This is a genomic window from Pseudomonas baetica (genome assembly GCF_019733355.1).
GTDB classification, from domain to species: Bacteria; Pseudomonadota; Gammaproteobacteria; order Pseudomonadales; family Pseudomonadaceae; genus Aquipseudomonas; species Aquipseudomonas baetica_A.
In genome coordinates this window covers 178,770-196,359 of sequence record NZ_JAIHLQ010000006.1, presented here as the reverse complement: position 1 = coordinate 196,359, position 17,590 = coordinate 178,770, and the positions used below count along the sequence as shown (strand labels likewise).

The following is a 17,590-nucleotide window of genomic DNA, read 5'->3' as shown; positions in this document are numbered from 1 at the left end:
AATCCATGTTCGAAGGCAAGTCTGAAAGTGGTGGCGACGTAGGGATGGGCGTTAACTTGGGTAAACCAACTCAGACGGCCTATGGGTCACAATTTATTGGTATAAAGGACGGTAAGGAGATTCGCTCCTCGAAATATTGCGATCCTATTATCTAAAATCGGGCGTGTAAGCCCGTCACAGGAGAGGCGATGTCAAAATCCTATGTGATTGGGATTGCAGCTGCAATTTTCGCTACGTTCAGCTGGGCGCTTAATTTTCTGTCTCCTTACATGATGGGAGATTTTGGACCGGTTGATTTTATTACATTGAGATTCATCATCTCTGGCTGCATTGGTCTTGTTGTTATTCGTGTTTATTGGCCTGGCGATCCAGTTTTAAGCTGGCGTTCAACTATGATGGCCGGGCTGCTTGGCGTCCTAGGATATGCTCTTTACATAGGATGCATTATGGGAAGTGTACTTCACGGTGGGGCTATAATCGCACCCGCATTTTTGAGCGCTACGCCGGTTATAGTTGCCATCACAGGCAATTTGATCAACCGAACAGTTTCCTGGAGCAGCTTCTGTGCACCCATAATTCTGGCAGTTTTTGGTTTGGTTGCAACGAATTATGGAATTTTGGTCAGCGTTTTAGATGGAGGCGCGCCCTCGTACCTTGTGGCAGTAGGTTATGCGTTAGGCGCAGTATTGGCTTGGTTAATGTTCAGCATATTAAACCAAAAGATATTGGCAAAAATTCCCCAAGTACATTCAGGTCTTTGGACTGGACTAATGATGAGTGGAGCAGGTGTCAGCGTCCTGCTTTTCTTACCTTTCGGGCTTGTGTTTGGGGTATATAGCTACCCGCACATTGACCTACGTTTGGACAATACTCTACCGGTTTTCGCCGCAGCATCAGCGCTGGCATGTTTTGCCTCCGTTGGAGGGGCATGGGCTTGGAACATTGCAAGCCAGCGGTTACCCATGGCCCTGTCTGGGCAGCTCATTTCTGTAGAAACGATCTTCGCCGCTGCGTTCGGCCTTATCGCCGAAAACCGTCTACCTACCGGTCTTGAGATGCTGGGAGTAATAGCCCTGTTAACAGGTGCCACAATCGCAATAAAGGTCATGACGCCAAGTTACCGCGCAGGTTCGAGTGTACAGGCGTGATTTGCTCTGAAAGCCCATCGGAGAAAGTTCTTTGGTAAGCGTCGTTTGGAGTCACCTACACAAACCCAGCTATAAGCGCGATGGTGTTCATTTTAAAACCGGAGACACCGTGGCGCTTAATGCCGGAGCTTGGAAGATGTGTTGGCTGGACACCGCTGACAGGACGCATACGTCAGTGCGCATTCCACGAACTGGCCGTCGACCGCTAGTGAGCAGGAACCGGGAAAATCGTATACTAAGGTTTTCCGACCTGCCGTAGCGGCCTGAATTTTCCATCTTCCAGTTTGTGGCTCTGCCGCCACACGTAATCGCCTGTCAGGTTGATGTGCTACCAGCCCAACGGCGACAGGTACTGATACAGATCTGTATTCACCGGCTTTCCGGCGTCGGCTGACCTTTGGGCTGCCCGCTCGAGAAACACCGTGTTCCACAGCACAATGGCTGCGGTCAAGTCCAGCAAAGATGGCTAGACACCCGTGTGCACCGGGGCGACATTACAATGTGTGATGCCCGGTGCTTGCGCATTATCACAAAGCGACACGTCCCCCTTTCGCGGAGTATACCTATGTTCAGTCACGTGCACGTCGGAGCTAGGGATCTTGAGTGTTTGGTAGTCTTTTACGACGCCTTGCTGGCGAAACTAGGCCTTATCCAGATGCCTGAAGGGAACGGTGGGGCTGCTCGCGGCGTAGGCTGGCGATACCCCAATAGGCGATGGCCCCAGTTCTACGTCCAGCACCCTATAAATGGTCTTGCAGCCACTTGGGGGAACGGTGTTCAAGTGAGTTTTCTGGCAGCTTCGGAGGCCCAGGTTCGTGAGGTCTGGGCGCTTGCTATTGAGATGGGAGGAACCAATGAGGGTAAGCCGGGCTTTCGAGAATATGCTTCAGATTTCTATGCAGCATATTGTCGGGATCCAGAGGGGAATAAGCTTTGTTTTGCATATGCTCCGGATCCCTAAGCGTAGCTTGAAACTTTGAACAGTCGAGAATCGAGGGCGCAGCATTATCTATCGGGAAGCAAGGCGTGTTCGCCGGACGGATACGGCAGTGGAGCTGCCGTCAAATGCGAGCATCACCTTTTCGGGCTTTTTATAGCTGCTAGCTGTGATCAGGATAGGCCGGTGAATTGTTCGCACCACAGCTTCTATCTGGCTGCCAAGGCTGTGCGCGTTGCGTGAGTTGTCTTCACCCACTCTTCCTATCACCAACAGTCGAATCCTCCTGAAGGTCGCTCAGATTTCTACCAAGTGTCCGTGGCGCTGCTTCAGCTCAGGAAACGCAGCGCCGGAAATGGCCGTTCGCTCCCTGGCCTTTTCCAGCATGTGTTGGCCATGCTCCAAGGCCAGTTTTGCACGCTGCGCATCCAGCGTGGCCAGATCTTCCAGTAGATGTTCACTGCTGCCGAGACCGATATTGCCGCTGAGGTCAGCGGATGCAGGATATTTCTCCTTATCCAGCACATGAAGCAAGGTCAGGGGGAGCGCTGAGACGTTGCGAAGCCCATGCTGCGTAATCACAGACCGCCAATGCGGATTGTGAGTTATCTGCATGCCATTACGTGGGTCATTGTCGTCCTCCTTAGTGGCTCATGAGCTTGTCGATGGCACCGGGTTTGTCATGCATACCGAAGCGGTCAACGATTGTTGCGCTGGCTTCATTGAGACCGAGCACTTCAACCTCAGCGCCCTCACGGCGGAACTTGATCACGACCTTATCCAGCGCTGCGACGGCGGTAATATCCCAGAAATGCGCCTGTGTGAGATCGACGGTGACCTTTTTCAGCGCTTGCTTGAAGTCAAAACCCTCAGTGAACTTGTCTGCAGAGCTGAAGAACACCTGGCCCACAACGTAATAAGTCCGATGCGATTGCGCCTCTTGCAGAGTGCTCTTGATGTCCAGATAGTGTCCGACCTTGTTGGCAAAGAACAGGGACGCCAGCAGCACACCGACCAATACGCCGTAGGCCAGGTTGTGAGTGGCCACGACGACCACGACGGTCGCCACCATGACGAGGTTGGTCGACAGCGGATGCTCTTTCATATTGCGCAAGGAATCCCAGCTAAAGGTACCGATGGACACCATAATCATCACTGCCACGAGTGCCGCCATCGGGATTTTAGAGAGCCATTCGCCAAGAAATACCACCATCAGCAGCAGGAAAACGCCGGCACACAATGTCGAGAGGCGGGTGCGGCCACCAGATTTCACGTTGATGACTGACTGGCCGATCATCGCGCAACCTGCCATCCCGCCGAGCATGCCAGCGGCGATGTTGGCCACACCCTGACCTTTGCACTCGCGGTTTTTGTTGCTGGTGGTATCCGTCAGACCGTCGACGATGGTCGCGGTCATCATCGACTCCAATAGGCCTACAACTGCCAGCGCTGCGGAGTAAGGAAAGATGATGCGCAGGGTTTCAAAGTTCAGCGGCACTTCAGGCCACAGAAAAATCGGCAGTGTGTCCGGCAATTGGCCCATGTCACCCACGGTACGGATGTCCAGCCCGAGGTAAAAGGCAAGTGCAGTCAGTGTCAGGATGCACACTAATGGCGAAGGAATCAGCTTGCCAATCACAGGTACATACGGAAACAGGTAGATTATCCCTAGGCCCGCTGCGGTCATGGCGTAGACGTGCCAGGTCACGTTGGTCAATTCAGGTAACTGCGCCATAAAAATCAGAATCGCTAATGCGTTTACAAAACCCGTGATCACAGAGCGAGAGACGAAGCGCATCAGCGAACCTAGCTTCAGGTAACCCGCGAGGATTTGAAGTACCCCACAGAGCAACGTGGCTGCCAGCAGATACTGAAGTCCGTGCTCTTTAACCAAAGTAACCATGAGCAGTGCCATGGCGCCGGTAGCCGCCGAGATCATGCCGGGACGACCGCCGACGAAGGCAATAACAGCACAGATACAGAAGGAGGCGTAGAGACCAACCTTGGGGTCGACGCCGGCAATGATCGAGAAGGCAATGGCCTCCGGGATCAATGCCAGGGCGACTACGAGACCTGCTAGCACGTCTCCACGGACGTTGGAAAACCACGTTTGTTTGAGCGATTGCAGCATCAGAATATCCAAGGCAAAGCATCGCGCACGCCAAAGGAATGGCGAACGAATCGATACAAGTTCAAATTTTGAGGATTTTTTGCTGTGTGCTTGAGGTGCAAAAACCAGGCGTACAGCAGTGTGCGCCCGCGAGCGAGACTAGCGGAAGCAGGTGTTGCGAGGGGGGCGTAGCGCTAAGGCGGCGTAGGCTGCCAGTAGATCGTTTGGAGTACAGTCATGCTGATGTTCCTGTGCTCAAGGGGTATGCGGAACCGAAGTATACAATGAAGCCGTCGCCGATTGCGACCCGTTGCCAAGCTCTGCATGAGCTACGTCAGATATAGGCTTAGTCAATCGGTATACCTGCGGGCAAGACTTTGCTTTCCATTCATTCCTGTTCGAGCTGGTCTGTGTGCTGAGCGGTGAGTTGGCCAGACGGTTACTGTTAGCTGCCTTCGTGGCCGACCGGAGGCAGTTCTGCTCGCGTTTGATCGTCCAGGCTTATCGTCATGCTGGCGTGAACCTAGTGTCGGATGCGGACTTCTGCCATCCGGGGTGTTCCGGAAGGCGGCCGAGAGAACCCGGAAAAAACGTACGCTAACCTTTTGGTTTCTTCTAACCACAAGATACCGGCGCACTGAGCGCAGCGTAGGATGTCCAGCTGTTCCGCACGTAATAGTGTAGCAATGCACACTCTGCTATCATCCAATTTGCTCCCTGTGCGCGAGGCCATAGAAAAGTTCCAATTTTTTTGGGGCATTCCATCGAACCCGAGAGCACAGCTACTGGCCTTATTCCTGTGAGTGCACACTATGAACACCGTGACTCATCCCGTCAGTTCTAGTAAGTCCGCTCAAGAGGAAGCGCTCAGGATGAACGCTGTTCGCAGGTACGCCATCCTAGACACGCCTCCGGATGGCGCATTTGATCGTGTGACCGCGATAGCAGCTCGTCTTCTTGGAACTCCGATAGCAATCGTGAGCATCGTCGATACAGACCGAATCTGGTTCAAATCTCATCACGGACTCGACGTAAAACAAATTCCCCGCAATTCAGGCCTTTGTTCTTCCGCGATCCTCCAGGCAGAACCTTGGTTAGTAACGGACGCTAGACACGACCCTCGTACGCTCGTTAATCCCCTCGTCGCAGGCGAATTCGGGTTACAGTTTTATTTGGGAGTACCGCTTCATACCCACGACGGTTTCAATCTTGGCACGCTATGTGTTTTGGACACGCAGCCGCGTACGGTCACCCAAGACCAGCTAGACACATTGACGGATCTTGCAAGCGTTGTGATGGATCAACTGGAGCTGCGCCTGTCTGCTATGCGATCCATCGCGGAAAAGGAAGCGGCGCTGAATCATTCCCACTTAATGGCCGAAGAAATCGACCATCGTGTGATGAATAGCCTTCATCTGATTGTGTCGATGTTGAGCATTCAAAGTGCTCAGCTGGGCAGCTCTGAAGCGGCTAAGGAGATTTCCAGAGCGGCAACCAAGATATTTGCTGTAGCCAATGTGCATAAACATATTAATGTCGGCAAGGCAGCCTCTACGCTGGATAGTGCTGACTATCTCGTCCAATTGTGCGCTGGCTTATCTACGATGCTGGGATCTGAAAGCCAGATGGTAATCTCAGTCGACGCCGTCCCACTGGCGTTGGATAGTGAACAACTCAGCCGAATCGGTCTGATTGTTAACGAATTGGTGACCAATGCATTGAAATATGGAGCCTCTAAAATCAACGTTCATTTAACACCATATCAGCACCAATGCTGCTTGACTGTGAGCGACAATGGCAGAGGCCTCCCGACTGACTTTGATGTACATAAAATGTCGGGGCTGGGAATGAAGGTGATCACTGAACTGGTAAAGAACCTAGATGGTTCGCTAAGTCATGAGCCCAACGCAGACCTTGGAGGCACCGCGTTTCAGATAATTTTTTCTCCTGTGTTCAAGACTCGCCTCCCCGCAAGGCTGGTTCCTGATGGTCTTCTGAGATGAGCAGGGAGACCGTAACGTACAAGGACTTTAATGGAAACGGTCTGCAACTTCATCTCGGCGAGCGCTCTGTGTAAGGTTAATCTGAAACCCGTGTCGGGCAATGGATTGTCAGATATCGTATCCCTCGGATGCTCAAAAAGCCCGCCCAGCGTAGGCTTGAATGATTGGCGCTATCCAAGAGCAGCAATTATCCGCCACTGCTCATTACTGTTTTGTAGAGGTAACGACAGAGCTGCTCTTGCTGGGTTCTGTATTGGATTTCAAGACACACCACTGCTTCCATCTGACCCAGCCAAACGTCATCTGAAACGTGTTGCAGGTGATTAACCGTATCCCGCCAAGCAATGCGAGCCAGCTCAACGGCTTCCACCAATTCCACCAGGTACGAATCTGAAGCCAGCGTAGAGACTGTGTGCATTTAAAAAATCGCCACCCATGAGCCCTTCAAGGGCGCTGGCAGCGATCCCGCTTCGTGGTGCTCAACGTAAAATTCCAGCCAGCCAACGTACGTTCGGAGATTTTGTTCATTAAGTTGAGTGCCAAAATTTAAGGAAAATATTCGCTACGAATATGGCTTTCTCACGATAAGCAGCTACCGTAAAGTTGCCAATAAAATCTAACTGTGCTTTGTCCCTGCCTCGCAAGAGTCACGGCTGCTCCATGGAGGGGTAAATGGGCTGCTTGATATGCGCTCAAAAGACTGGTTTGCAACGGTCAATTGGCGATTGGGAGGAGCGTCACTGTGCTACCTGCGGGCATTACCGAATCTCAAGAAACTTTCTCGTTCTTATGGAAATACAGGGTCTGAAATTCAATATCGAGGAAACGAGACTCTGGCTGTCAACTCTGAGGAGAACTGATCCTCTCCCTGGAATCGTCGCGGAGAATGCGATTTGTGTTAAAAATTTATCTATCGGTTCTCGCGTTTATGCCACACGCGCAACAGGTAGACGATAGATCCCGTAATTTCGTAACGCATCTCGTAGTGGCCAATCAGGATTCGGCGCACATCGCTAGGTTCGAACTCATCTAGCCGCTCACCGATGCGTGGATTTGCCAGCAACGTTGTCGGGGCAACTGTTAGTTGCTGTACAGTACGAGCAGCGGCAGGCTGATCCACCACCGTCGCCAGAAATTCATATAGGCGAGCAAGGTCAGAAAGCGCTTTGCTGGTGCAATTCAACTCCATCAATTCGGGATTGCTAATGGCGATTCGGTGTTGGGGCTGTCGGCCCAGGCTTGGACAGCTTAGTGGTCAATCACATGACCAGCGTCTACATCGGCCAACGCTTCGCGTGTCAGGCGACTGCGCCCCCCTTCTTGGTCTATCCAAGCAGCCAGAGTCTGCTTGACGATCCAATTCTTGGAGCGCTCCAGCCGCTCAGCCATTAAATCTACCTTTTCGGCTAACTGCATAGGTACATGAGCGGTGACGGATCGAGTTTTTGCGGTAGTTGCCATGAAGACTGCTACTTCTAACCAATTGGCTGCACAAGGTGCATGCCTTGCCGGCGTTCAATCACAGCAGCTTCCGATGCCGCTTGGCGTAACGTAATGGCACGTTCGCTGGCTTGGCGTGCTTCGGCATAATCGCCATTTTTTCTGAGTTCATTGGCGCGCCATTCCGCCGCTTCGGCAGAAGCAAGCAACGCCAAAGAGTGCGGCACGTTTTGCTCTGATTTTTGATTCAGTTCTTGCGTGCTTCGATGGCGCTCGATCACGTGCGAGGCCTCGCGGGCCGCATTACGCAATTGGGTACGGGCAATATCGTAACTGTCATTGGGTACAGCTTCGAGGGTTTGGAGGCAATTATGCAACGACTCCACTGCCGTCAGCAGCTTATCAATTTTCTGTAACAGCTCAACTGTGTCAGGATGATTTTTCATGAAGCGTCACTTCTCTCGAATTGGTACGGTGGGGTTCGAGTGAGGAATGTCATCAGCAGCCGGTGGAATGACATGTGATTGAGCCTCTCATTCTACGCCAGCGTCCAAAAAAAATGATTCAAAGTAATCATAACTAATAATATTATGTTGACAAGCTGCGGTGTCAGGCTGGGCTATACCCTAACCTGATGTCAGCTCCTGCTGCTCGCAGTCAACAGCGGCTTTCGGTATGGACAGATTAGGCTCTGAAAGCGCTTCGTAGGTGGATATCCATGGTCATGGTGTATTCAGCGGGAAACTAGAGTTGGCGTGGGCTTCACTCATGTCCATGGGTTGACATCTTTCCTTTACATCGATGAACTATTTGCAGATCTAACTGGCATACAGGAGCCTGTTGGTGATTTCGCGCGAGAGATACAATCAAGAATAAAGCTATGGGTTGGCATGCCTGTGGGTATTGGGATTGGTCACACCAAGACACTTGCAAAAGCAGCACAGCACGCTAGCAAAGTGTATAAAAAGCAAACTGGCGGCGTGGTAGATCTACGCTCAGAACATGCGGTGAAATGGCTTCTACAGCGGATGCCATGCAATGAGGTTTGGGGCGTGGGCCGTAGGCTAACGGAGCATCTCAGCGCCCAGAATGTGACCACGGCATGGCAGCTTGCAAACCTAGACCCTAAAACCGTTCGCCAGCGGTACGGCGTGGTACTCGAGCGGACGGTGCGTGAGCTTAGTGGCGAGGCATGCATTGAGCTCCAAGAGACCGAACCTGATAGGCAAGCTATCTGCACCAGCAGGATGTTTGGTACCAGGGTGACCACTAAGCCTGGCATGCAGGAAGCGATTGCTGCTTATATGCATCGAGCAAGTCAAAAACTGAGAAAACAACGCTCGCTGACTGGCGTCATACGAATTGGTATTCGCACCTCCCCTTTCGGTGAGGGGCCTAAGTATTCAAACGCGGTGACTATCACCCCACCCTACCCCACTGATGATGTGCTGTTGCTCACTCGTTTAGCAAACGAAGCTATAAACACCATTTGGCGTGACGGATTCAAATACAGCAAGGCAGAGATATTGCTAATGGACTTGCGCAAGCGGGGGGAATATACAGAGGATCTGTTTACTCCTTCACAGTCGATTAAGTCCGATTCGCTGATGCGCGTACTGGATCAGGTAAACAGACGCTTCGGGAAGAATGCCGTTCATTCAGGGCGCATGCCATTATCACCCGATTGGGAAATGAGGCGTGAGCTGCTCAGCCCCAGCTACACAACCTCCTTTTACCAACTTATGAAATTCGCCGCTATCTGAGGCCTGGTTGTAAACCGCTATAGGTCATTCAGGTTCAAGATACAGAAAATCCTGCAAGGCTTAATCGGAAACGCGTTCATAACTATTTTACTTATGGGTGAAAGGCGTTTCCTTTAACTCTGAATGGTGTCCGATCCGTTCGCCGAATGGGCTTTGTAGGAGCAAATGAGTGTCAAAATGATCGACAAGCTGAGCCCAGCGATTTGCCAAGCACTTGCAGTTTGTTCATCCGTCAAAGCGCCTAAAATTTGTGCTACGGCAAGTACGCCGAATAGGAGCGTGCCCAGATCAGATCCAAGGGTATTCAAAGGTCTGGCAGTGCCTGATACCCTAAAGAAACGCGCCCAGTTATAGGCTTTCCGCGAGGCTTGAGTCTGTTCAATCATGATCATTTCCCTAAGCTATTCCGTACGTCCAAGACGGCCTTCGTAGGCCTCTAAAAACAGGACAAGCGACCACCCAAAGCACAGGAACAACGGTGGCCCTACGGCAAACGATTTGTCGGGCCAAATGGTCACTACAATGGTGGCAGCAAGAACTACTATTGCCTGCGTACCAAGCATCCACATTAGACCCTTGCGGGTGGCTGGGCGGCGAGGGTGATTGGCTGCTGCCTTAAGTATTTCAAACAGTCTGTTCATACTTTTCCTTTATTGCCCGACTTGTGACTGAGGTAAGCCAACCAGCTCAGAAAAACTATTCCGCTACCGCCCAAGAACAAGCCAAAAACAACCCGCATTTTGTCGCTCTGCTTCTGTTCACTCGCCATCATCAATTCCTATGACATAGGAGCCTTAGTCTCGCTATAGCCGCATGAGGGACATTTCAGACAAGCCCTCAATTCGGGTGCTTTTTCTTTCCCCTCCCACATTGCGTTAGGTCTTAGCTGCCGGAGGGAGAAAAGTGCCTTCCCATCAGTTAACAAGTCTCCGCAGCTTGGGCAATGGTCGTCCGGAACAGGCGCAGGTCGGTACTCAATTTGTCCCGCGCTAATAGCGGTGCTGGCCTTTCTAAGTGCATCACTTTCGGCCTGCCTTGCCGTCGAGCCTTCGCCAAAGAAACGCGAATCCGTTAGCGACCCGTCTGTCAGCCCCACCTTCACTTCGCACCGGTAATGCGTCGATGAGATTTTTTCGATGGGGCGAACCGTCGCGTCGTGTTTATCGTCTAATCGATGCGTAGCCATCTGTCATCATCCGTTTTTAGCGGACGCCAAAAACGGCATCCCTATACTGACGTGGCCCCGGTTTTAGGCCGGGGCTTGGGTACAGCAGAAGACTATTCCTATGATCCGAGTACCACGAAGCCGATGATCGTCACCATCACAACAACAAGAATGAAAATAATCAAAAAACGAAAACTCACGGCGTTCTTTCCCTTAACTCATCCTTGACCATTGGCACGGCGTATAACCGTCCCGTCACAGAGTGTGATTTGGCCCGTACTTACGAGCGCCAGTCGAGCAGAGCGAGCAACCTTTCGCTCGACCTGCCGTGGCAGAAAAGCGACCTTGCGAGCCTTGCGCTCGGCAGATACAGCCATGGAAGAAATTAGGTTGGCGCTACCCTGACCAGCGACCTCCCAGCTTCCATCTGGCTGGCGAACAGCATCAGCAGTATTGGAGCCCACATCCAACAGCATCTTCGTCGAGTCGAAAGTCGGAATCTGGGAACCGGCGAGATACTTCGTAAGCTTGTCGAAAAACTCAGTTTTACCTTTTGCAATTTCATGTTTCATGGCGATTTCCGTGACCAATTACATATTTAGAAAGGGGAGCGTTAAGCCTTCTCCCCTAATACGTTTAGATCCTAGTTCTGACTAGGCTCACCCTTTGGGAGAATGGCGTCTAAAACAGCCTGCGGCCCCTTATCGACCAAACTCTTGACATTGGACTCATCAAAACCATGCTGACGCAATATCAGCTCATGGCGCTCCCTGTTTGATTGAATCTGCATGGCCACATCAGGCCAAACGAGTTCTTGATCAATCGACAAGATCTGACCTTCGGCAATCAGCCCATCAAGAAACACTTCACCTATCCCAAACTGACGTAAGAGCACGCGAAGACGATCTATCCCCGGTTTCCCATGCAATGTTGCCACAACCTTTACGCCTGCTTTCGCCAGTGCCACAACCTCAAATGCAAGCCGTGCAGAACGAATTTCGTCAACCAACACCAGCCTTTGACCTAAAGGGGAATCAAGACAGGTTTCGCTGCCGAGCCCCACATCGACAATCAATGTGGGGTCGTTTGTGTTGATATTTGCACGCAGTAGGTCGTTGATCACAACATTGGCTGTGGTTGATTTCCCCTGTCCCGTGGCTCCGCAAACAAGAACCAGCGCCCCTCGGTTATCCGATTGATCCAACAAACGATGTAATTCCAGAGGGATCGTTTCGCTTTCTTCAAAGATGGTGGCCATGCTTCGCGTTTGATCGCGACGGGCGTTTACCTTGATATTTTGTGTCGGGTAAAGGGTGCGGGGGGATTGGATTTTGTCCGACTGCCCATAGGACACACACGCGGCGTCCCAAGTGGGAAAATTTTCTGCCTTCGCCACAAGCTCCAGGGCCTGAGAGTGCGTGACCGAAACCTTGAACATTTCGGCGACTGCCGGACGCAGTTGTTTGGCGCGAGCTTTAAGAGTTTCTGAAGTCATTGTCGATGGTTTCCATGTGAGCCAGGTTGACGCATAGCGTTGTCGGAGTCCTCGTTCTCGATGCCTGGCAATGGTTGCCAACAAGCTTCGTCTACTCCCCCATTCACCGTACCGTTTCCGGCGAGGACGACAGGCTGGGGTGGCCTTGTTGAAATGATATTTGGAATGGCATCACCATGCCGAATAGCACTTCTTCCGTCGAAGGCCCCTTGAACGGGGCCAGCATAATTTCCGTGATTACTGGGCGTCTTCTTCGCAGCCGGTAGTTTCAGGTTCTGGATACCAACCGAGGGTGACAGCGGCTGCATTTTGCAGCCCTGGTTCATTGGCATCACCCAACACAACACGCACCGACCATTCTTCTAGTTCGGCGAGGGGTACATCGCAAAGGTCTGCAATCTCCACGATCCAGTTCTGATCGTTGAGGGCTTGAGCCGCGATCATCACTAACCGCGCTAAGCCCGCGTCATCGAGAGCTAGTAGTTGTTCACGTAGCGGTTTCATCTGACTTTTCGTGTCAATCCGGCCTCACTGACTGCTACGAGAGCTTCCAAGCGAAAAACCCGCCCCAGCTCAAAGCCATAACTATTACGAAAAAACGATACGTTCCATGCTACTTCTCCCTATTTACCCTATGCATTTGTTGTAGGTTCGGCGTCTACGGGGTGGCGCGCTACCAGGCCGACAGTTCAGTTTCTTGTATTCAAGATAACCACCGCTCTGCGAATTCCAACTCGTTGGGGAATTCTCCCACAAATCTGGAGAATGCAACCCAAGTCAGGGGGCCTAAAAGTCGTTTAACTCAGTAAAGGGCAAGCTCATAAGCTTTTCGAATGGTGGCCTGATCGACGATTAAGTAGGGGTTGCTGCGATCCAGATTTTGACCCGGGATGGTCTGCACCGTCTCCACCTCACCGGTCGCTGCCAGTAAGTGGCGGACTAGGTTGCGCCGGACACTATGCGAGACATCGTGAAGCTGGCCTCCCGGTAGAGTCGGCAGATCGTTTGCTGGAGCGAATCGCACGCCAATCCAATGCTCGATGGCGGCCAGGCACTTTGGGTTGGTCGGGTAGATGTTGCGAGGCCGGCAGCCCTTGGTACTCTCGGTCTAGGTCTCTGGGCGGATGGCGCTGCCGGGCTAAAGCACGTCGCCAGCCTCGAGCAAAGCCAACTCTTTGACATGGATGCTGGTGGTGTTGGTGAGATACAGCAGCATCACGCCACGCTCGGGCATGCTTCCTGACGGATGCGAAGCGGCTCAGGTGGCTACTTTGGCGTGGACGAAGACATGCTGCGCGCCGGGAGGCTGTGGCTATTGTTTCTCGCTGTCAGGATTGAACGGGGATCGAGGCCGATCCTGAGAGAGCTGGCGCGGACCCTCCTAATCAGCATACCAACAGGCCAGGCCAAGCGCGGTGTACACGGAAAACTTCATTGCTGCGGATTGTGTGGACTCGACGGCCATTGATGCCGATACCCTTTTGAAACGCGCCAGAGAACGACATGTAGATAAGCGCTTGCAGATACTTGAACGGAAAACGACGTATCGTTTTGGGATGTGTTTGGAATATTCCAACAGTAACCTTACGCTCTTCATGACGCCGGACTATTCCCAATGACAGACCAGATCGACTTCGCAGAGGTGGATTCATTCGCCGATAACCCCGAGCCCCGTTGCCCATGCCTACTCCTCCTGGACGTATCGCGGAGCATGGACGGCCCGGCACTCGATGCCCTAAACGATGGACTCGTACAATTCAAAGACGAGCTGGCAGCGGACGCATTGGCTTTACAACGCGTTGAAATCGGTATCGTTACGTTCGGCCCAGTTGAGATCCACACTCCGTTTATTGAAGCTGGCGCATTTATGCCACCTGTCCTCTTAGCTCGTGGGGATACGCCTCTGGGCGAAGCCATCACCACCGGCCTCAAGATGCTTGAAGACCGTAAGGCGATCATCCGGGAGAACGGGGTAGCACTTTTTCGACCGTGGATTCTGGTAATCACTGACGGGGGTCCGACTGATGCTTGGAAGCACGCTGCTGCATTGGTTCGTGATGGCGAGCAGAACAAGCGTTTCGCCCTCTTCACCGTAGGGGTCGAAGGAGCCAATATGGAGGTGCTCTCCCAGATCAGCGTACGCGCTCCATTGAAACTTGATGGACTGAAGTTCCGCGAGTTGTTCCAGTGGCTTTCCGCCTCAATGAAGGCGGTTTCGCAGTCTTCACCAGGAACCGAGGTTCAACTCGCTCCGCCAACCGGGTGGGCAAGTGTGTGATGTGGGAATGCGCTAGCGCGGTGTCGATTGGAACCGCGCACACTGAGCGTGGCGGCCGATGCGAAGATCGCTGTTCCTCTCAGGTTTTTGACCAAGCCGGCTCGCCATGGGTCGCTCTATTTGTTTCCGACGGCGCCGGCAGTGCCGAGTGTGGAGAGCAAGGCGCAGATATTGCCGTGCGTACAGCAAACGAGACCGTCGCACAGCTGATGGAACTAGCCGAGCTACCGCTTGATGAAAGCCTAGCTCTTCAGATCGTAAATGAAATCCGTCAGGCCATCTCGCAAGCTGCTGATCAAAGCCAACTGCCGATCCGAGCGTATTCCTGCACCTTTCTCGGCGCACTCACCTCTTCCGCAGGAACACTAGTATTCCAGATTGGTGACGGCGGAATCGTTCTCGACGGGCAGCATGGACTTGAATTAGCGATTGAGCCCATGAACGGGCACTACGCAAACGAAACTTTATTTATCTGTCAAAAAGACGCAATCGAGAAGTTGGCCGTTCGTGTATACCCAGCGGGCGTAACAGCCCTGGCGCTCTTCTCTGATGGGTTACAGCATCTTGCTCTGGACATGGCCAAGCGCGAACCTCACGGGCCTTTTTTCGAACCAATTTTTCGGAAGATGCAATTCCTCACGGATGTAAGTCGACCACAGATAGGTGCTGCGCTGGAAGGCTTCCTCGGAAGCTCCAGGATCAACGAAAGGACTGATGACGACAAGTCCCTTGCCATTGCCGTATTGAGGGTCTGAGATGGCACGCAGGCTCTATACAGCGGACGGTAACCCGTGTGAACTTGTTGAGGTACTTGGCAAAGGTGGCGAAGGCTCGGTATTCACCCTTCAAGGAACGCGAGATGTTGTAGCCAAGGTGTACCACGCCCCCCTCGATCGAGATAAACAAACCAAGCTCAGTTACATGGTGGGTGTCCACGATGAAAAACTACTGAAGTACGCAGCTTGGCCTCAAGCGACGCTCCATGAATCCCGCGGCGGGCCCGTGGTTGGTTTTACGATGCAAAAGGTCGGCGGGATGAAGCCGATCCAGTCCCTCTATAGCCCGGCACAGCGAAAGCAGGAGTTTCCGCAAAGGGGCTGGGACTTCCTCGTGTACGCTGCTCGAAACACCGCAGCTGCTTTTTCCGTCCTGCACGATCGCGGATTTGTAGCCGGCGATGTAAACCATGGAAATCTCTATGTAGGACAGTCCGCCGTGGTCAAGTTGATTGACTGCGACTCGTACCAGTTAAGCGACGGCGTTAACCAGCACCTCTGCGAAGTCGGCGTCGGGACCTACACACCCCCTGAGCTTCAGGGCAAAAGTTTCCGCGGAGTAGTGCGAACGCCAAACCATGATAACTTCGGTCTTGGTCTGCTCATCTGGCACCTCTTGATGGGCGGTCGGCACCCTTTCGCCGGCGTGCCTCAGAAGGAAGGTGTCGGCGAAACGATTGAAGACAACATCTCAGAATTCAGGTTTGCGTATAGCGCCAGCCAATCCCTTCTACTTCCGCCCCCCAACGCACTACCTCTATCGACGGTGCCAGGCTCAATTGCCGGGATGTTTGAGAATACATTCACGGTGGCAGGCCAACAGGCAGGTCGACCAACTGCCCATCAATGGATGGTCGCACTGGACGAACTCCGGTCCTCGCTCCGGCCATGTGCGAAATCAAAGCTCCACACCTTTCCGTCACATCTGAGCACTTGCCCTTGGTGTTTGATGGATGGCAAGGGTGTCTCCTACTTCACTGTCACACCCATCTACGCACCAGGGGAGGCAAATAACGGTACCCCAGTCAGGATTGGTGAAGTATGGGCAGCGATAACCAAAGTACCAGTTCTTGCCCCAGTGCTAATCCCACAAGCGAGAAATCCTAGCCCGCAGCCAGATCCTTTGCCGCTTGGAGTATTCAGCACAACCGCCAAGCACATCATGAGCTTATCGCTGACGGCTATTACGATCGCGATATGGTCGGCCGTGGGTGGGTATCCGCTCATATACCTAGTGATCGTTGCTATGACCTGGCTGTTCGTGGGGCAATTTGGCACAAAAGCTAAGACGGAAGAGAAGCAGCGTCGAACCCTTGTGAGGGAAGCTGCTCGTAAACGACACGAAGATGCAGTGAAGGAACTGAAGGCAGACTCCGGTGTTGATCAGGTAGCAGCCAAGCGCGAGTTGCTAAACAGGCTCAAGCTTGAGTTTGACACCTTGGCTATCAGGGAGCAGAAAGATCTCGCAGGCCTTCGCAGTAAAGCTGAGCAACGCCAACGCACAGCGTACCTAGAGCGATTTTTCATCGAGAAGGCCGTCCTGCCAGGCGTTGGGCCCGCTAAGCGAGCAGCTTTGCAAGCGTTCGGCATTGAAACCGCCGCAGAGATCAATGCGCGCAAGATCATGCAGATAAGAGGATTTGGAGAGCGAATTATCCAGGTACTGTTGGATTGGCGAGACTCTCATGAGCGCAATTTTCGGTTTAACCCTGCAACCGCCATCACGCCTGCGGACACGCAATTAGTTAAGAGTGCTGTGCGGAAGCGTGCAGTCGAGATTTCTGCTCTGATGGTGCAGGGCCTAAAAGATATCAGGCAGGGTCCGGAGGTGCGCGAAGGGGCGCTACACCGACATCTAAAAACGGTGCAACAGGCTGCTGATGAGCTTGCACAAGCTGAGGCTGATTGCAAAGCACTCAACTGATCAGGTTACCAAAAAACGGAGCCCTATTTTGGCTGGTGAATGGATAGGCGAGGACTGATCATAACTTCTCATTCGCTGGCGAGGTCATTATGCAGTTAACTCAAATTCGAGATTTTCTGTTGCAACACCAGTACGAGTCAAAGCTCGTTTTTGTCTCACGATCTATCCGTACTGTGTTCAAAGTCGCAGTCGTCTACCCTGCGATTCTTTCGGCTTGCATGGTCGCGCTGATAGGGATGCAAGGCCGAGGCTTTGCTGAAATTCCATATATGATGTTGTCGACCATGGAGATGTCCCAGCGGCTCGTAGGAACCAACAAGGTCATCCCGGGGCAGGTGCTCATCGAGAGTTGCGATGACAAGCCAATCGAACCAGCGCGCATGCCGGACCATCTTAAGGTATGCGGGTCTCATTCAGTGGAGTCCGTCAGCATCGATCAACTCGCGGCACACCAGGGGGCACTGATTAAGGTGACGTACTTAATTGTCGTTGGCACCTTTGCTTTCTTTGAGCTGTACCGATCATTCAGGAAGTTCAGGCGTCGAGTTTAA

General features: G+C 52.6%; 16 protein-coding genes and 2 pseudogenes. 8 read left to right on the top strand and 10 right to left on the bottom strand.

Going from position 1 to position 17,590, the window contains the following annotated elements; translation table 11 throughout:
• Window positions 1–188: 188 nt before the first annotated feature.
• Window positions 189–1,148 carry a DMT family transporter gene (locus K5E40_RS08505; RefSeq protein WP_019819605.1) on the top strand — a complete coding sequence of 320 codons (960 nt, stop codon included), beginning with the start codon at window positions 189–191 and terminating at the stop codon, window positions 1,146–1,148.
• A gap of 235 nt (window positions 1,149–1,383) precedes the next feature.
• On the opposite strand, the pseudogene K5E40_RS08500 reads toward K5E40_RS08505, so the two are convergent.
• Window positions 1,384–1,599 (bottom strand): annotated as a pseudogene (locus K5E40_RS08500) (Tn3 family transposase); the annotation flags it as partial.
• Between the two features lie 114 nt (window positions 1,600–1,713).
• On the opposite strand from K5E40_RS08500, the gene K5E40_RS35545 reads away from it, so the two are divergent.
• Window positions 1,714–2,109: a VOC family protein gene (locus tag K5E40_RS35545; RefSeq protein WP_019819608.1), complete on the top strand. Its 396-nt coding sequence runs from the start codon at window positions 1,714–1,716 to the stop codon at window positions 2,107–2,109.
• Window positions 2,110–2,193: 84 nt separating this feature from the next.
• On the opposite strand, the pseudogene K5E40_RS08495 reads toward K5E40_RS35545, so the two are convergent.
• Together K5E40_RS08495 and K5E40_RS08490 are read right to left on the bottom strand one after the other, a co-directional pair.
• Window positions 2,194–2,717 (bottom strand): annotated as a pseudogene (locus tag K5E40_RS08495) (universal stress protein); the annotation flags it as partial.
• 11 nt (window positions 2,718–2,728) lie between these two features.
• Window positions 2,729–4,216 (bottom strand): SulP family inorganic anion transporter, encoded by a 1,488-nt coding sequence (locus K5E40_RS08490; protein WP_019819612.1) that lies wholly within the window; start codon window positions 4,214–4,216, stop codon window positions 2,729–2,731.
• A gap of 851 nt (window positions 4,217–5,067) precedes the next feature.
• On the opposite strand from K5E40_RS08490, the gene K5E40_RS08485 reads away from it, so the two are divergent.
• The gene (locus tag K5E40_RS08485) at window positions 5,068–6,198 is read left to right on the top strand and encodes a sensor histidine kinase (protein ID WP_019819614.1); all 1,131 of its coding nucleotides are present in this window, start codon (window positions 5,068–5,070) and stop codon (window positions 6,196–6,198) included.
• Window positions 6,199–7,108: 910 nt separating this feature from the next.
• Here K5E40_RS08485 and K5E40_RS08480 read toward each other — a convergent pair.
• From K5E40_RS08480 to K5E40_RS08470, 3 genes are read right to left on the bottom strand one after another with little or no spacing between them, the layout of a single operon-like run.
• Window positions 7,109–7,387 (bottom strand): type II toxin-antitoxin system RelE/ParE family toxin, encoded by a 279-nt coding sequence (locus tag K5E40_RS08480; RefSeq protein WP_019819619.1) that lies wholly within the window; start codon window positions 7,385–7,387, stop codon window positions 7,109–7,111.
• 59 nt (window positions 7,388–7,446) lie between these two features.
• Window positions 7,447–7,659: a CopG family ribbon-helix-helix protein gene (locus K5E40_RS08475; RefSeq protein WP_019819621.1), complete on the bottom strand. Its 213-nt coding sequence runs from the start codon at window positions 7,657–7,659 to the stop codon at window positions 7,447–7,449.
• A 14-nt stretch (window positions 7,660–7,673) separates the two neighbouring features.
• Window positions 7,674–8,084, bottom strand: coding sequence for a hypothetical protein (locus K5E40_RS08470; RefSeq protein ID WP_019819623.1), 411 nt, complete (start codon window positions 8,082–8,084; stop codon window positions 7,674–7,676).
• Window positions 8,085–8,393: 309 nt separating this feature from the next.
• Here K5E40_RS08470 and K5E40_RS08465 point away from each other — a divergent pair, with 309 nt between their 5' ends.
• Entirely contained in the window at window positions 8,394–9,401 is a 1,008-nt protein-coding gene (locus K5E40_RS08465) for a Y-family DNA polymerase (protein ID WP_311775944.1), read from the top strand.
• 113 nt (window positions 9,402–9,514) lie between these two features.
• Here the strand turns inward: K5E40_RS08465 and K5E40_RS08460 are convergent, their stop codons facing one another.
• The 4 genes from K5E40_RS08460 to K5E40_RS08445 all read right to left on the bottom strand — a co-directional run bounded on the left by K5E40_RS08460 (window position 9,515) and on the right by K5E40_RS08445 (window position 12,565).
• Window positions 9,515–9,787 carry a hypothetical protein gene (locus K5E40_RS08460; protein WP_153046043.1) on the bottom strand — a complete coding sequence of 91 codons (273 nt, stop codon included), beginning with the start codon at window positions 9,785–9,787 and terminating at the stop codon, window positions 9,515–9,517.
• A gap of 997 nt (window positions 9,788–10,784) precedes the next feature.
• On the bottom strand, window positions 10,785–11,138 hold the full coding sequence (locus K5E40_RS08455; RefSeq protein WP_078466134.1) for a hypothetical protein: 354 nt from the start codon (window positions 11,136–11,138) through the stop codon (window positions 10,785–10,787).
• Window positions 11,139–11,209: 71 nt separating this feature from the next.
• Window positions 11,210–12,061 (bottom strand): glyoxalase superfamily protein, encoded by an 852-nt coding sequence (locus K5E40_RS08450; protein WP_078466133.1) that lies wholly within the window; start codon window positions 12,059–12,061, stop codon window positions 11,210–11,212.
• A gap of 237 nt (window positions 12,062–12,298) precedes the next feature.
• Window positions 12,299–12,565 carry a hypothetical protein gene (locus K5E40_RS08445; RefSeq protein ID WP_153045998.1) on the bottom strand — a complete coding sequence of 89 codons (267 nt, stop codon included), beginning with the start codon at window positions 12,563–12,565 and terminating at the stop codon, window positions 12,299–12,301.
• A gap of 1,111 nt (window positions 12,566–13,676) precedes the next feature.
• On the opposite strand from K5E40_RS08445, the gene K5E40_RS08440 reads away from it, so the two are divergent.
• From K5E40_RS08440 to K5E40_RS08425, 4 genes are all read left to right on the top strand, one after another.
• Window positions 13,677–14,339 (top strand): hypothetical protein, encoded by a 663-nt coding sequence (locus K5E40_RS08440; protein ID WP_078466131.1) that lies wholly within the window; start codon window positions 13,677–13,679, stop codon window positions 14,337–14,339.
• A 20-nt stretch (window positions 14,340–14,359) separates the two neighbouring features.
• Window positions 14,360–15,094: a PP2C family serine/threonine-protein phosphatase gene (locus K5E40_RS08435; RefSeq protein WP_161952153.1), complete on the top strand. Its 735-nt coding sequence runs from the start codon at window positions 14,360–14,362 to the stop codon at window positions 15,092–15,094.
• Window position 15,095: 1 nt separating this feature from the next.
• Window positions 15,096–17,039 (top strand): helix-hairpin-helix domain-containing protein, encoded by a 1,944-nt coding sequence (locus K5E40_RS08430; RefSeq protein ID WP_221730337.1) that lies wholly within the window; start codon window positions 15,096–15,098, stop codon window positions 17,037–17,039.
• An 89-nt stretch (window positions 17,040–17,128) separates the two neighbouring features.
• Window positions 17,129–17,590, top strand: a complete 462-nt coding sequence (locus K5E40_RS08425; RefSeq protein WP_078466128.1) for a hypothetical protein — start codon at window positions 17,129–17,131, stop codon at window positions 17,588–17,590.

What these genes read in the sequence shown, in the direction of transcription:
- K5E40_RS08475 (WP_019819621.1), bottom strand. Translation starts at nt 7,659, where the DNA reads ATGGCAACTACCGCAAAAACTCGATCCGTCACCGCTCATGTACCTATG.
- K5E40_RS08480 (WP_019819619.1), bottom strand. Translation starts at nt 7,387, where the DNA reads ATGGAGTTGAATTGCACCAGCAAAGCGCTTTCTGACCTTGCTCGCCTA.
- K5E40_RS08490 (WP_019819612.1), bottom strand. Translation starts at nt 4,216, where the DNA reads ATGCTGCAATCGCTCAAACAAACGTGGTTTTCCAACGTCCGTGGAGAC.
- K5E40_RS08440 (WP_078466131.1), top strand. Translation starts at nt 13,677, where the DNA reads ATGACAGACCAGATCGACTTCGCAGAGGTGGATTCATTCGCCGATAAC.
- K5E40_RS35545 (WP_019819608.1), top strand. Translation starts at nt 1,714, where the DNA reads ATGTTCAGTCACGTGCACGTCGGAGCTAGGGATCTTGAGTGTTTGGTA.
- K5E40_RS08445 (WP_153045998.1), bottom strand. Translation starts at nt 12,565, where the DNA reads ATGAAACCGCTACGTGAACAACTACTAGCTCTCGATGACGCGGGCTTA.
- K5E40_RS08455 (WP_078466134.1), bottom strand. Translation starts at nt 11,138, where the DNA reads ATGAAACATGAAATTGCAAAAGGTAAAACTGAGTTTTTCGACAAGCTT.
- K5E40_RS08430 (WP_221730337.1), top strand. Translation starts at nt 15,096, where the DNA reads ATGGCACGCAGGCTCTATACAGCGGACGGTAACCCGTGTGAACTTGTT.
- K5E40_RS08450 (WP_078466133.1), bottom strand. Translation starts at nt 12,061, where the DNA reads ATGACTTCAGAAACTCTTAAAGCTCGCGCCAAACAACTGCGTCCGGCA.
- K5E40_RS08425 (WP_078466128.1), top strand. Translation starts at nt 17,129, where the DNA reads ATGCAGTTAACTCAAATTCGAGATTTTCTGTTGCAACACCAGTACGAG.
- K5E40_RS08505 (WP_019819605.1), top strand. Translation starts at nt 189, where the DNA reads ATGTCAAAATCCTATGTGATTGGGATTGCAGCTGCAATTTTCGCTACG.
- K5E40_RS08460 (WP_153046043.1), bottom strand. Translation starts at nt 9,787, where the DNA reads ATGATTGAACAGACTCAAGCCTCGCGGAAAGCCTATAACTGGGCGCGT.
- K5E40_RS08470 (WP_019819623.1), bottom strand. Translation starts at nt 8,084, where the DNA reads ATGAAAAATCATCCTGACACAGTTGAGCTGTTACAGAAAATTGATAAG.
- K5E40_RS08485 (WP_019819614.1), top strand. Translation starts at nt 5,068, where the DNA reads ATGAACGCTGTTCGCAGGTACGCCATCCTAGACACGCCTCCGGATGGC.